Here is a 14,950-nt window from a genome sequence, read left to right on the forward strand (position 1 = left end):
CTTGTCGTTGCCCTCGTACCAGCCGGACAGCGTCTTGGCGGTGTACTCGCCCTTCAGAGCGTCCTTCTGGGCCGCGGTCTGGGAGTATTCCTCCAGACCGGCCGGCAGGTCGACCTTGGAGCCCTCGTACACGTACAGCACCTGCTGGGCGTCGGCGATGTCAGCGTAGCCAAGGTTCAGCACCAGCTTCGCGGCATGGGCGCTATCCCAGCCGGCGGAGATCTTCAGGATGTTGCCGGCGGTGATGTGGTCATGCTGCCCGGACAGCGGCTTGGAGAAATCGACCGGGGTCCGGGTGCCGGCGTAGTACCAGCCGGTGAACACGTAGCCGGCCTTGACCGGGGCGACCGGCTTGACCGGGGCCTTGTCGGCGGTGGTGACCACATCGGAGGTGGAGGACGGCGTGCTGACATGGCCCTCACGGTCGCCGATGGTCGCGTACGCGCCGTTGAAGTTGTACTGGACGGTAGCGTTCGCCAGAGCGTTGGACTTGGACGCGATGATGGTCAGATCAGGATCCGCGCCAGCAGGATCACCCTGCGGGTGGCTGCCCGGCACGTTCACGACGTTCTTGGTGAAGTCGTAGTCGGAGCCGTCAGTTTTCTTCCAACCCGCGAACGAAGCGTCCGGGAAGGACTTGGCCCAGGTCTCCGGGGCGCGGAAGCCCTGGAACACGGAGTCAATCAGCGTGTAGCGGGTCACGTAGTTGTCCTTGTTGCCCTGCTCCTGGAAGCGGACCACGGCCAGGTTCTCGCCCGTGTCGTAACGCGGGTACAGGGTCGTGTCCGCGGTGATCGGGGTGCTGTTGTACAGGTCGCTGGTGCCCTTGTGGGAAGCGGACGGGGTCAGCGTCCAGCCAGCGAACTCGCCGGCCGGGTCGGTCGGCTCGTTCGCGTAGCCGTCACTGTCGGTGTCGAGGGCTGCGAGGTAGTCCTCGACGGTCAGCGCCGAGCCCTTCGCGATCTTCACGGACGCGTCACCGGCATCCGCCTTGCCATCCTTGTTGGTGTCGAACGTGACCTTGACCGCGTCCTTGTAATGCGCGTACAGCTTCACATCACCAGTCACCACATACGGGACCGTGGCCTTCTCAGCACCCGCCTGGTCATAGGACAAGTAATCCAGCACACGATTCGCAGCGGCAAAGCTGTCGAAGTAGGCCTGCGTCAAAACATCGCCATACGACTTCGACACAACCGCAGGAGCGTTGTAACCATACGCGACCTCAGCCGTGGAACGATCGGAGCCGGTCAGCTCGTACGGGTAGGTGGCATCATAGATCTTCACCGTGGCATTGCCGACCGTGTCGGTACCGGGCGTGAACGTCGTCTGCGTATCCGGAACGGCCGGAGTCAGCGCGTTCGCCGTGCCGGCGGCCACGCCCATGGTCGCGATCATCGCGACCGAGGCGAGGCCGGCGAGCGGCGCGCGCCAAACCTTGTTGTTTCCTGTCATAGTCAGGAACCTTTCTTCTAGGGACATCGGGTTTTTGTATGGAGACCTTCTCCATCCCGACTAAGTTACTTTCTACCCCCACCCCCCAGACATTGTCAACCTCGGTCCTGCAGGCAAGTCAAAAGACCCTTTATGAGCTTTCCCGGCTCAGTCCCACTTACCATTCATCGTTCGTTAAACAGCCGAAGCGCCAATTCACAACTATTGCACCATCCTTGCCCTTGGAATTACGGGTGTCTACGTAAGTTATCCACAGCTCTCATAACATGTGGTTTCACGCAGTTCGGCGCCTTTAAGTTTCTTATCTGTTTCAGCGTGCTATAAGAGAACAGAATATCTTCGGCGTGTCGTAGGACTTCCAACCCTACAAACAACGAATCGATGCACGCCACAACAGTCGCGACACGCCCAATACACACGCAAGGCGAAATCTGCAATTCTGTCCATGAATAGCCTTATCGTTCGATGCAGGCGCAGGATTTGTGTGCGAGCATAGGTTTTGTACCTGTAGCTGTGATGCATAACGCAAATGCGTCACATACTTTTCGGGACATCGCGGTGTTGTCAGCCTCCACAGGCATTCAGTCTGTGGAGGCTGACAACATTCTGGAGCAATTTCATGTCAGCACCAGCCAACGAGCTACGCGCATACAAATCCCCAACTCACCACAGAATACAAAGGGTGTGTGAAGTCTTCACATCTATAGACTCCACACACCCCTTATTCATGACACCTCAGCCAACGGCGTACCAGCCAATGCCTTCATCATGCCAGCCATGCGCTACCAAATTAGACACCTCATCCTTGCTGAGGGTGTAATTATGGGCACCGACGACCGCATTCGGGTTATATTGCCGGTACACGGGGAAGTTTCTCTCCGTGTCTGACGAATACCATCCAATACCTTCGTAACGCCAACCACGGCCGACCAAATCATCACGTTCCTTAACGGACATAGTGTAATGGTGATCAGAAGCATTTGGATTATACAGGCGGTATACAGGCGTATTCGAATGCGATGGAGCTATCCAGCCGCCATCTTCATGTCGCCATCCAGCGCCGCGAAGCTCGTTAAGCTCTTCCGCGCTTTCGGTATAGAAATGTTCACCGGTATTAGGGTTGTATAGTCGATACACAGTGACTCTTTCGATTGCTTCACTTCCCTGCTCCGCTATACGCCACTGCTGCCCGGCCGTGCCGATCTGCGTGTACACCTGCAACGCCTCGCCGGAAACGGCGTTACCAGAGGGCACGTCAAGAGCCTTGTTGGACTTGGCGTTGATCAGCGTTGCCACGCCATTGCCGGCATTACGGACCAGCCAATGCTGCGCAGGGGTGCCATTGGACTGATACTGCTGAACTACCGCGCCGTTGCCGATCATACCGTTGTAAACGTCGATGCTCTTGCCGGAGTTGACATTGCGAATCTCGTACGTGCCGTTACCAGCCTTGATGAACCTGAACGACTGAGCGTCTGATCCGTTCTTCTTGTAGAGCTGCAGAGCAGTGAAATTCTCTGTGGAAGCACTGGGCACGTCAATCACCACATCCGTGTTCTTGGCGGAGGCGATGGTGACAGTCTTATCCTCATATACATTCACACCAGCGGACGCCAGCAGATACCCCTGAGCAGCGGTACCGTTCGGAGTCCAGACCTGCAATACAGTGCCATTGGCAGTGGACCCGTTCATGGCATCCAGCACCAGATTGCCAAGTGCAGACTGCAGGTAGTATGCCGCTCCTGCTGCATCCGACCCAGCATCACGGATGAACCAACGCTGGCCAGTTGTTCCATTCGAGTCATACTGCTGCACGGCGGCACCCGCAGCCGCACGGCCGTCGGCCACCTCCAACGCCTTGCCAGTGCTGACATTCGTAATCACATAGCTGCCATCAGCCTGGCGAGCGAAATGGAACTTCTGGCTGCTCTCGCTACCGTAACCCCACAGTTGGGCGCGAGCGCCATTCGTTGCGCTGGCATTCGGAATATCCACACTGGAGGAATCCTTGGCCCATGAATTGATGTAGTAGTCGCCGTCGCTGACGATCACCGCATTAAGTTTGGTGGCGTCAATAACCGTAGTCGTGCTGCCACCGGAAGCGGAACCATCCGTAGTACCAAAAGCATTAAGGTCAGCCGATCCCGCAATACCAGGCACATTGCCGCCGGACGTGTATTGCCAGCCACGCTTGGTCGTGGACCAACCCGTAAAGCCCATATAACCGGCATACTGGGCCACCCAACTCGTTTTAGAGTGGATGTTGGAGCTGTTCAGTGGACCGTTGAGATATGTGGTATATGAATACACACCCAAGTTGTTGTATCCGGCAGACTGCATCTGGCCGTACCAAGCGTTGACAATAGTGTCATATACAGCCGGACTGGTCGGCGGCGTGTATCCAGTCCACGACCATTGCTCAAGGTCGTAATACACCGGGTAGGAAAGATCGCTTGGACTCACGCCAGCCTGCTGCAGCAGCTGGGCGGTGTACTGGCCTTCTCCGACGGCTCCGCCCTGGTTGTAAGCGTACGAATACATGTAAATGCCAAACGGGATGCCAAGACGCTTGCATTCACTGATGTTGTACAACGCATACTTATCGTATCCGTTGCCCCAACCGTATGTGAGGCGGATGATGGCGCCTTCAACGCCATTGGCCTTGGCCTTGGCCCAATCGATCTGCCCCTGCCATTCGGACACGTCGACCACGCCCTTGGCGTTCTTGACGAAGACGTTACCGCCGGCATCGAAGAAGGCTGGCGAACCGTTGTAGCTGCCCCAGTAGGCGCCGTATTCGTTGTTGCCGAGCGCCGCGAGACGGACCTTTGCTTCGGTGCTTGTCGCGGAGTTCTGGGCTTTGGCCTTTGTCCCGTTCTCGGCCGTATTCTTGTCCGCGCTTTTGGCCGCGGCAGAATCGGCGACCGCCTGCTTGACGTCCGAAGCCTTAACCGGGATGAACGAATCGCCGTTGGTCTTGGCCAGCGGGTCGGGCTGCTTGTCCTTGGTGCCCACCAGCTCCGGATCGGTGACGGTCTTGCCGGTTTCGAGGTCCTTCACCTTGCCGTCGTTGGTGACGGCCAGATTCTCGGACACCACCGTGGCGTTATCGGGAATCTTGCCGCTGACCTTGTTCGGCAGGTCGGCATTCGGATTGCCGGGCATGGCGTCTGTGGTAGACGTCGTCTCCTGATCGGCCAAAGTGACGGTGCTACCGCCATCGGCGGATACCGGCGTATCGGTCAATGCCGAAGCCGGAGCGGCTCCCACGACGCACAGCAGCGCGGCCGAAGCCAATGCCGCGCAACATGCTTTCAATTTCAGTCTCATTCGCGGTTTCCCTCAACTTCCCAAGTACGATCATTGGCCCAAGATAGGCACAACCGGGCACTAGCGTAGCCGGTTTTGCTTGGGGTGGCTGAGTGGGTGACCGCATATTCATGCAAAACACTGACAATGTTTGCAGGAGAACGGCTTACGGCAGAGGCATCCGAAACGGCTAATCCGCCGCACGGCTATGGCAAAGTCGCTTGGCACGGGCGATGAGCCATCTGCCAGCCATCACCGCGACCGCCACGGCCACGTATACGACCACGGCTTTGAGGAAAGGAAGACTGCTGAGTTTGCCCAAAACACGGGACAGTATGTCTGGATGAATCCAGTTGATTACGAGGATATGGAAGAGGTACACGCCTAGCGATGCGCCTGAGACCAGCTTCAGCCACTGCATGGCTTTTGCCGATATATTCCGCAGCTTTGGTTCGAACGACTGGAACAGCAGGAACAAGGCTAGCGTCTGCAGCACGCAGAGTGGAGACGTGATGCCCGCATAGTATGAGTCGTAGGCTCCTGCATGTCCGTACTCGTTGGAACGGAGCCCCATCCACGTCATGCCGATCACGCACAGCACGAACACCGTGCCAGCGAGCGCCGCCTGATGCCTGACGGGCTTCCAATACACATGGAAATAGTATCCGGCGAGGAAATACAGCAGCGAGATCGAAGAGAACAGTGGCCAGCCGAACAGGGTGTTGACGTATGCGGGCGCAAGATGGAAGCGCTCCGCCAGCGGAAACACCACCGCGACCAATGCGGTCAATGCCAGCATGTATTCGACGCAGCGCCGGTTCCTCACCACCAGCGACAGCACCGGGGTAAGCACATACAAATAGATGATCGAGTAGAAGAACCAGTAGGTGTCGTTGATCTGGTTGGTTAGGAACCTCTTGACGAAATCCACGATGCCGAACTTGCCGATGAAGGAGTCCGTGCCGTAGAACGAACTGGAGAACAGGCCGTAAAGCAGGTAGCACACCACGCTACCGAGCAGGATGGCCCGTCCCACGCGCCACAGGCGCTTCCTGAAGAAGGTCTCCGTGGAGTACCGGTCACGGTAGCCCAGCAGATTCATACCACTGATCATGAAGAAGATCGGCACGGCGAAGATGGCGAGCGCCTGCAGCCCGACCATCCTCATCCACAGGTGCGTAGGCGTAGGGCCGTACACAGGAAGCGTGGTGTGCAGCAGCACGACCGCGAAGCAGGAGAGGATGTTCAGGCAGTATACGAACACGAGCGGCGCAGACCTGTCTGCTGTGGGTCGGCCTGCGGGCTTGCCATCATCACGGACTGTTGCGGCTGTTGCTACCGTTGCCGACGAGGTCGATGCTGTCGGTGACATCGCGGTCATTGGTGTGGGGTCCTCCATGGGGTAGGTCTTATGCGTTCTTCTGATCATCGGGCTCTTTGGCTTGGCCGTCGTTCGTCTGCGCCGTGCGTCCATCGTGCGTCGCAGCCATCCCGATCAGAATCACACCCATCACCGGCAGCACGCACACCAACGGCAGTACGTACCGCACGGCCTCGTTGTACAACGACGTGGGGCCTGCCCACAGGGACAGCACGGTCATGGCAATCGGCATGAGCATCACCAGTGCTTGAGCCTTCCTGCGGCCACGCTTCATCCGAAGCACGATGAACACCAGGAAGAACGGAATCACCGAGGCCCAGAGGCTCTTATAGAACAGCGCGCTCACCAAAGGCATCCCCAAGAACGCTTCACGGTACATCCGATACATCTGCTCCCCCGCCAGCGTGTCCGAATCCCAATGGATCAGTGCGTCCAGCTGTTCCATGTGGTGCGACGAATTCGGGAATGCCCGCAGTAGCGTCCAATCGGAATTCGAAAGCGCATCGAACGAGAACCATCCGGCTACCAGTCCGCCCCACGCGCCGAAATAGTCGGACGGATGTTTGAGTCCCTGCTGTGTCCACATACGGACAAAAGCCGAGCGGTCGGTTCGCGCCGGCCCGCTACCCTTTACCGGGTCCGCGGCCATATATGAGTACGCTTTGCCCAGCTTGTCCATCGACATGTGGTAGGTGCGGTTCATCATGGCGAGCTCGTCATGGGAGAAACCCGACGGGTCGTTCTTGGCCACGTGAGCCAGCTGCTGCAACGGTACGGCGAGCATCTCGCTGCTCTCCCCCGGCTGCACATGCAGGGCGGGCAGCACTGCCTTCGGAATGGCCACGACCATGATGGAGGACAGCAGAATGGTCACTGCCACCAACGCGATCCTGCTTTTCGCCTTTTGCCGGAGCAGCAGCATGACCAGCAGCGTGGGGACGATGATGTACACGCCGGTCTTCTTGGTCAGGCAGGCCAGCAGCGCCATCACAATCAACAACGTGTAAAACACGCACGGGCGCGCAACAGCTCCCTTGACACGAATACTCTCACAGACCAACAAGCAGAAGATGATGAAGAACGGGGCTGCAACGCTGTCCTTGGACAGCGACGAGAAAATCGTCGGGAAGAAGGGAAACAGGCAGAAGAAGGCATACACGGCGATCCCGATTCCCCAAGGAATCCGGAAGCGGGCCAGATATCCGGCGGCACAGGTCAACGCCGTTACCGCGAGAATCTGCTGAATGACGATCAGAATGAACAGGCCGTACATCGGGTTGTTCCACAGATTGTTCCCTATTTCGGCGAACCATCCGAACAGGTAGGTGTCCATGAACGGGTGGTGGTCGGTGATTGCCTGCGGCGACTGGAAGTATTGGTACAGCTGCCACGAGGTGTCATACCAGTACAACCCCGGAAAATAGCCGATGAGATACGGCAACCAACACAAGAACATCACGCCGGATTGTACTGCCACGGTGCGGGGCCTCAGATCCGTGGGGAACCAGGTTCGCGCTTTGCCGCCTGTTGTTTTTGCCCCGTCTGACCATCGGGAGACATAGCGCAGCAGCAGCCGGCGAGCGAATCGGAAAGCCACGCAGAACAGCACTCCGTACAGCACAAAGTAGGCCATGAAAAGCGGCGATCCCATGGTCAACTCGCCCTTATTCCCACCGGAATACGTCCCGACGGCAAAACAGAACGCCAGCAGCAACGGGATGCCATACGACCAGCGGACGCTTCGCAGCATCGTGATTACAGACATATCTTCTCTTCCCCACGCATAGGCACTGTTCGCTTCCGCGCCTTCCTGACCAGTGCCATCCTATAACCCATCACACGTTATCGTACCGTCGGTTATTCGCCATCTTTTTTTGAAAGTGTGCCTCCTCTCACAAGACGCACATAGCGATGACCGTGAACTACGTTGTCCAATGTAGATGGGTACAGTTTCTGATTTTCATTGATTACGACTGCCATACTGTAGTTGCCTACACCGTCTATAGTGGGCTGCATGCCAGGAGAACAGAGGAAACCATCCATCGCCGTATTACTGCCTTGTTACAACGAGGAAGTGACCATCGGCAAGGTGGTGCGAGACTTCCGCGCCGCGCTGCCGGACGCGACTGTGTACGTATATGACAACAACTCCACCGATCGGACCGCTGAAATCGCCACAGCTGAAGGCGCTGTGGTACGCCGTGAGCCGCGGCAGGGCAAAGGCAATGTGATTCGTGCCATGTTCGAGGACATCGACGCCGACGTGTACGTGATGGCCGACGGCGACGACACCTATCCGGCGGACGCCGCCCCGGCCATGGTGAATAAAGTGGTCGAGGGCTACGACATGGTCATCGGCGACCGGCTTTCCTCCACGTATTTCCAGGAGAACAAGCGCCCGTTCCATAATTTCGGCAACCGTTTGGTGCGCGGATCCATCAACGGGCTGTTCGGTGCGCATGTGACGGATATCATGACCGGATACCGCGCGTTCTCGTTCACGTTTGCGAAGACCTACCCAGTGCTTTCGCGTGGGTTCGAGGTCGAGACCGAGATGACCATCCACTCGCTGAACAACAACCTCAAGCTGTACGAGATGCCGATTCAATACCGCGACCGGCCGGCCGGGTCCGTATCCAAGCTGGACACGGTGGGCGACGGCATCAAGGTGCTGTCGACCATCTTCCGCATGATCCGCGAGTACAAGCCGCTGCCGTTCTTTGGCGGATCGGGCGTGATTATTGGGCTGCTGGGATTCCTGCTGACCGGCAGCGTGCTGGTCGATTTCTGGCACACCGGCATGGTGTCGCGTTTCCCGACTCTGATCGGCTCCGTGATGATGATCGTGGCAGGGCTGCTGTTGATTTCCACCGGGATTATTTTGGACAACATGGCGAAGAACGACCGGAAACGGTTCGTCATTGATGCGAATAATGCGGCGTTCTTGCGGCGGCATGTTATGGGAGAGTCGGATTAGGGTTTTGCTGTGGACTCCCCCCAGTCGGCTGCGCCGACAGCTCCCCTCAGAGAGGGGAGCCTGCTTTTAGTTAGCTGTAGGCACGAAATACACAACATCTCCATGGCTCCCCTCTCTGAGGGGAGCTGCCAACATAGCTGGCTGAGGGGAGGAGCGGAGCCAGAAGTATGATTATGCTTTACCTCCACGGAGCCTGCATTCGGTCGGCTGTAGACACGAGATATAAGTCGCTCTATGGCTTCTCCGGAGATGTGAGAGGTGCTCTTGTCTTTACTGGAGTGTACCGACGGTGAAGGTGACGGCTTTGGTGGTGCCGTCGAACTTGGGGACCATCACGGTGTTGGAGTCGGAGGCGATGGTGGGGCGGGAATAGCCCTGCACGGCTCCTAGGTATTCGACTTCGGAACGCTGCCAGTTGAAGGCGTACATGCCGGCGTTGTCGGCTTGGGAGCCGGAACCCCAGACGATCCAGTCGTTGTTCATCGAGGCGACCACACTGGCGGATTTAACGTGAATCCAACCGAGGTTGGTCTTGAAATCGTCGGCCCAGAGTCCGATGTAGTTGCCGGACTGCTGGGTGCCGTCGGAGAAGGCCACGGCCCGGTATGTGCCGTGGGCCCAGACGCCGGCAATGCCCCATGCGTTGTTGGCTGAGTGGACAGTGAAAATTGTGGTGGGCGCGGCGGGCTGGGTGCCGGAGTTGCTGGATTGGGCTGGCGCGCCGGACTGATCACGGTCGCCGGTGGCCGTATCTGTGGCTCTTTTGAGCGCAGCATAGGCACGGAAGTCATTGTTCTGGGTAGCATCCGTGGCGAAAATCACGCCGTCATCCACTGCGGCGGGGAAATTGCCGGCTGCAACGATTCGCGATCTGGAAGTGCTCTCGGCACTTTGGCCGGCAACATCCAGCGGGTATTGGAGAATTGACTCCTGCCATACATTGTTCTTGAATACGTTCGCGGCGAAATAGGCATTGCGCTGGTTGAACGTGGGAACCACCTCGCCATAGGTGGGCGGCGTGTCATCGCGACCGTTCAGGTCTTTCGCCGTGCCAAGCGTAACAGCCTTGCCATCGGCCTTGTTCCACGTTTGCAACCGCCAATTATCCACGTTGTTCTGGGCCACGGTGTTCATCGTGGACGATCGCCATACCACGCGATTCGTGTCGCCGGTGCCGTCCTGCGGTTCGTAGAACGTGCCGGATTGGGCGTCGGGGTCGATGTTCTGGGCAGTGGCGCTGTGGTCGTTGACCCCGTTACTTCCCGCGTTTCCGGCATTCTCGCCACGGTTGATGAGCGCGGCGTAATAAGCCCGCAAATCATCAGGATTGGTAGTTGAGGAGCCGAAGACGGTGTTCGCGGAGACCGGTAACGAACCGATCTGCGAAAAATCACCGCCGAACGTCCAGGAATCCCCGAGCGAGGCCGGCTGCGCACCTTCCGCAACCTCTACGACGTCACCATTAGCGGGCACACCGTCAACGGAGAACGGGAGAGCGGTCGAAGTCAAAGGACCTTTATTCTGCTGCGTGACGGAGGCACCGGCAGACCGGGCGGATGTGATGGCCGGCCCCTCATATTCGGGGTGCGGCCATACGATAATCCCAACGATTGCCGCGATTATTGCCGCAACCGCAATCGCGGCAATAATCAACGTTGCTCGTCGGATACGTCGCTGATTCGACTGCTGATTGTGCACTGCCGGCTCTGTATCTGCCATGTACCAGTGAATCCCACTCAGCGCGCGGTGATGATGGCAGCAGGATCGCTGTCAAGGCTCCACGTCATGTAGTGCTCGCGGAACGGGCCAAGACGATCCCAGAACTTCTGCGAGCCACCATACGAGGCCAACGGGTCAGCGATTAGCACGCCATCATCCTGAGTGTTGTATGCGTCAACCACCATGGCGTGGCCAAACGAGGCATTCGCATGGCCATTGGGATGTGCGCCGCCACGGCGCTCGTAGGTAAACAGCATCGGAGCGTAACCGGTCTCATACGAATGCATGACCTCATTGCGCAGCGCCTCATAGCTGGGGTAGCCGTGTGCCGTGAACATCGGCGTGCCGACCCAGTTATTCATGCCGTTCACGGCGTCCGCCTCCCACGTACCAGCGGGCAACGCCGTGTGCATGTACTGGGCCATGGCTTCAATCGAGAGCGGCGCGCCACCGGCGGCCGTGTTACGACCGGCAGTGGCAAAAATCATATAGCCGGAAGCCGGCGCGCAATAGAAGTTATTCGGCTGACCGGCCCACCGGACGTTATGCGAATACACGCCTGCCGGCATGCCGCCCTGCCAATACGAGCCATGCTCGAAGTCCTGACGGGTGTGGCCACGGTCGTTGTATTCTTCAGAAGTTGGAAAACCGCGATCACCACGCTCAGCATTTTGAGACTGATAACGTCGGAGGAATTCACCGGAAATGGTGTATGAGCCGATGTGTGGACGCCAATAGATTGCGCCATGCTCAAACGACTGCCACACACCCTTCCTCACAGTCGCAGTCTCATGTGACGTCGGCAATCCAAGTTTGCCGTCTGCGCCACCCTGTTTGGCGTATTCGGTAAGGATACCTCCATGTACATCGCAAATATCGCCGGTTCCGGAAACGTAGACTATGCCGCCTCTGAATTTCTGTAGGTAACCGCTCTCGCCCATGGTTTCAACATCATCAATGGGTACGCCAAGATAACTTGCTATGCCACCAAGTTTGAACCAGTAGTCGTAGATGTCACCATCCATTACTGTCGCGGCGGATGCATCGGTCTCAGACGTGGTAAAAATCGCGCCCTTCGTGTACTCGTGAATATAATACTTCCCGCTTTTCACCGTGATATTGCTGGAAGATGTTCCAAGCGACCAGCTGCCAGTCTGCGCGTACTTGCTACGAATACTCGGCACTGTGTCACCGTTAGGATAGACATAGACCGTACCGCCGTCAAACTCCTGCGCCGTACGACCACCAGCAATCTCAGCACTGGTCTTAGGCCAGCCGAGCCAGCCGGTCGCGCCCTTTTGGGAAATCCAATAATTGGAAATCTCCTCGCTCATGGCGAGGACGTTGCTGCCATCATTGCGAGAGATGATGCTGCCATGTTCAAAAGTCTGGGCGATTCTATCCTTGGACGTTTGTACATCCGTAATTGGGTAGCCAAGCCAGCCTGTTGGCCCACCTTCCTCGGCATACAAACCGTACATGGAGCCTTGCACGGAGTATACGGCGCTCTTCACATCGTCATCGGTCTTGGCGTAAACCGTACCGCTGGCGAATTCCTGAATCAAATAGTGATCCGCATTCTGCTCATTGGCTTTTGGCTCACCAAGCGTTTTATGCTGCTGCCAATAGGATTCAACAATTCCATATACGTAGGGAGACGTATCCAATGACCAACGCTGGGCGTTGGAACCATTAGCTCGGTACAGTCGCACATTGGTCTTGTTGCGGGCCAGACCGCCGGCAACATCCAATACTAGATTCGCATCCAAGCCTGAGTGAAACACGTATCCGTTGCCGCCACTCGCAGGTACCGCCACCCAGCGTTGAGCTGCAGTGCCATTGGCAGAATACTGCTGCACATTGGCTTTAACCTTGGCGGCAGCGCCATGCACATCTAGAACCTTGCCGCTCTTCAAATTAGTCAGCACGATGAAACCATCGGCATCATGCGTTACCTTCCAGCGTTGGGCGGACGTGTGATTGTTGCTATACGTCTGCACATTGGCGCCATTAGCCCCCGAACCAGCGTTTACATCCATTACTTGACCGCCACCGACACCACTGGCGAATGCATATATGCCATCTTTGATGACGTCTTTATTGTCTGCGGCCAGCTGCGCGAGCACTTCGTATTCGGTTGTGGGGGTGCTTGCGCTTTTTGCTTGGCTGTCGTCGATTGGTTGTGACGCATTAGTGGCGTTGCTTTGCCGGCCCTGTGATGCCTTTTGAATAGTCGGCGTGTACGCCGCGCCCTTTGACAGGTTGTCTTGAGCGTCGGGCGTCAGCGAGGCATGAGATTGCTCCGCTGACTCTTGTGATGTTTGCTGATGATCCGGCTGCTGGGACTGCACGGTGGCCGCGCTGCCGCTTTGCGGCTGCGACGACTCATTGCCATACGCTGTGACAGCGGGCACCGCACCCAACAGGCATACGGCAATCGTTGTCATGGCGCCGATAAGGCTCTTCCTCATCCCCTGAACAATGCGAGGCATAACTCTCCAAATCCTCGATGGTTCTTCTCTCCCGGCCGAACTTGCGGAGGCACCCCTTCTCCAGTCGGCGACTACGGCCATGATAACCCTTTTGGCGCGCGGCGGCGGGCGATATTCCGGGGTTTCTTGGGGTGTTAGGCGAACGGAGGGTGAACAGTTTTGGTGGAATCTGTTCGACGGTATGGCTGTCGTCGGCTAGAGTCGTTAAGAATATGGCTACCCCTCAACCCCCTCAGACCGCTTCGCGGCCAGCTATCCCTAATGCCGACTTATCAAACACACTGCGCACGTTCACACGTCGCTGCTACACCCGCCGCAACAACCTCTGCAACGGCTTGAGGAGGAAATTGTCGGCGATGAGGGCGAAGAGGAGGGCAGCCAGCAGCGTGGCGAGGAACATGAGGACACTCACACCGGCGTATTCGAGGTCGTTGGTCGGGGTGGGCAGGAAGCGGCCGATTGCCACCTTGGAGAGCGGCGAATGGACCAGATAAATGGTGTAGGAGTAGCCGGCAAGCCAGATGATGGCCTTGCGCACACGTTCCGAGCGGATGTGCACGTCGTAGCGGAAGAACAGGAACACGGCGGAGACCACCACGGCATAGGCCACGGTGAGCGTGCGGTTGACTTGGGCGGGATGGCCGGGGAACAGCGTGGGCGTGGCGACCGTCCATGCGAGGGCGAACGGGGCGATCGCGTACAGCGCGTGACGGGCTCGCTTGCTCGGCGGATAGTATTCGAGCACGTATCCCAGCAGGTAGTAGAACAGCAGTCCGCGCCACGGGAACGAACTCAGGAACGTGAGCGGATAGCCGGCGAGCGCGCAGATCTGCTCGGCGGCTGCCACCGCGGCGGCGAGTCCGATGAGCAGCCATGCGCCGGTGCGGCCGATGCGTTGCATCATCGGCGCGAGGAACGGCGTGGCCAGCACGAATCCGGCGAGCATGAACACGAACCAGTACACGGAATCGTCGTACCCGGAGAACAGGTCGAACAGCGTGCCGGCCACCGCACCGCCCACCGAACGATGGTCCATCACCAGATATGCCACGAAACCGAGGCCGCCCGCGTACAGCAGGTATGGGACGATTAGCGACACGAATCGCTTGTAGTAATAGCGGAAATAGGGGGCGAGGGCCGCACGGACCGATGGCTGGTCGCCGTAGGACGGACGCGAATCATCGGCCTGTTGTGAGGTCGTCTGTTGTAAGGTCGCCACTCCCGATCCATCCCCGTCCGGAGCCGATTCCGAGCCCGACGCTGATCCCGACGTCCCGGACAGCCGGTTGTCATCACCATTCGCCTCTTCACTGCGACGGAAGCCAGCCTCTCCGGCGGCCTCCCCCACGCGGAACGTAAGGTTGAAGCGGCCGGAGACCATGATGAACAGCGGATTGCACGTCATGAACAGGGCGAACAGCGTGAACCGCACGGTTTCGGCCGGGCCGGTGAGCGTCATTTTGACGGGCATGTAGTTGTTGACCACATGCACGCCGATCACCAGACACATCGCCGCCACGCGCAGCAGGTCGTAGTTCACGTCGCGCTGATGATGCTCACGAGACTTCGCGTGTCTCGCCATGAGCATCACCACCTTTCACCGCATAATCCATCACC

The 14,950-nt window shown here is 58.0% G+C and carries 8 protein-coding genes; 1 reads left to right on the forward strand and 7 read right to left on the reverse strand.

Translation table 11 applies throughout. The annotated features are described in order from the left end of the window. The 4 genes from BG22_RS06135 to BG22_RS06150 form a co-directional block, all read right to left on the reverse strand. On the reverse strand, positions 1 to 1,455 hold a 1,455-nt coding region (locus BG22_RS06135), incomplete at its 3' end, for an InlB B-repeat-containing protein (RefSeq protein WP_181163411.1). A 735-nt stretch (positions 1,456 to 2,190) separates the two neighbouring features. Then, positions 2,191 to 4,620: an RICIN domain-containing protein gene (locus tag BG22_RS06140; RefSeq protein ID WP_375137707.1), complete on the reverse strand. Its 2,430-nt coding sequence runs from the start codon at positions 4,618 to 4,620 to the stop codon at positions 2,191 to 2,193. 334 nt (positions 4,621 to 4,954) lie between these two features. Beyond that, positions 4,955 to 6,145: an acyltransferase gene (locus BG22_RS06145; RefSeq protein ID WP_181163412.1), complete on the reverse strand. Its 1,191-nt coding sequence runs from the start codon at positions 6,143 to 6,145 to the stop codon at positions 4,955 to 4,957. Between the two features lie 28 nt (positions 6,146 to 6,173). Beyond that, positions 6,174 to 7,601 (reverse strand): DUF6020 family protein, encoded by a 1,428-nt coding sequence (locus tag BG22_RS06150; protein WP_140494144.1) that lies wholly within the window; start codon positions 7,599 to 7,601, stop codon positions 6,174 to 6,176. Positions 7,602 to 8,159: 558 nt separating this feature from the next. On the opposite strand from BG22_RS06150, the gene BG22_RS06155 reads away from it, so the two are divergent. After that, positions 8,160 to 9,122 carry a glycosyltransferase family 2 protein gene (locus tag BG22_RS06155; RefSeq protein WP_140494146.1) on the forward strand — a complete coding sequence of 321 codons (963 nt, stop codon included), beginning with the start codon at positions 8,160 to 8,162 and terminating at the stop codon, positions 9,120 to 9,122. 270 nt (positions 9,123 to 9,392) lie between these two features. Here BG22_RS06155 and BG22_RS06160 read toward each other — a convergent pair whose 3' ends face one another. The 3 genes from BG22_RS06160 to BG22_RS06170 all read right to left on the reverse strand — a co-directional run bounded on the left by BG22_RS06160 (position 9,393) and on the right by BG22_RS06170 (position 14,921). After that, positions 9,393 to 10,631, reverse strand: a complete 1,239-nt coding sequence (locus tag BG22_RS06160; RefSeq protein ID WP_140494148.1) for a hypothetical protein — start codon at positions 10,629 to 10,631, stop codon at positions 9,393 to 9,395. A gap of 227 nt (positions 10,632 to 10,858) precedes the next feature. Next, on the reverse strand, positions 10,859 to 13,333 hold the full coding sequence (locus tag BG22_RS06165; RefSeq protein ID WP_181163413.1) for an RICIN domain-containing protein: 2,475 nt from the start codon (positions 13,331 to 13,333) through the stop codon (positions 10,859 to 10,861). A 304-nt stretch (positions 13,334 to 13,637) separates the two neighbouring features. Then, the gene (locus BG22_RS06170; RefSeq protein ID WP_140494151.1) at positions 13,638 to 14,921 is read right to left on the reverse strand and encodes an acyltransferase; all 1,284 of its coding nucleotides are present in this window, start codon (positions 14,919 to 14,921) and stop codon (positions 13,638 to 13,640) included. Between the last annotated feature and the right edge of the window lie 29 nt (positions 14,922 to 14,950).

It is taken from the genome of Bifidobacterium sp. UTBIF-78, from assembly GCF_006408945.1.
Lineage (GTDB): Bacteria > Actinomycetota > Actinomycetes > Actinomycetales > Bifidobacteriaceae > Bifidobacterium > Bifidobacterium myosotis.

Coding starts and splice junctions, on each gene's coding strand:
- BG22_RS06155 (WP_140494146.1), top strand. CDS start 8,160: ATGCCAGGAGAACAGAGGAAACCATCCATCGCCGTATTACTGCCTTGT.
- BG22_RS06150 (WP_140494144.1), bottom strand. CDS start 7,601: ATGTTCTTGTGTTGGTTGCCGTATCTCATCGGCTATTTTCCGGGGTTG.
- BG22_RS06145 (WP_181163412.1), bottom strand. CDS start 6,145: ATGACCGCGATGTCACCGACAGCATCGACCTCGTCGGCAACGGTAGCA.
- BG22_RS06165 (WP_181163413.1), bottom strand. CDS start 13,333: ATGCCTCGCATTGTTCAGGGGATGAGGAAGAGCCTTATCGGCGCCATG.
- BG22_RS06140 (WP_375137707.1), bottom strand. CDS start 4,620: ATGCCCGGCAATCCGAATGCCGACCTGCCGAACAAGGTCAGCGGCAAG.
- BG22_RS06170 (WP_140494151.1), bottom strand. CDS start 14,921: ATGCTCATGGCGAGACACGCGAAGTCTCGTGAGCATCATCAGCGCGAC.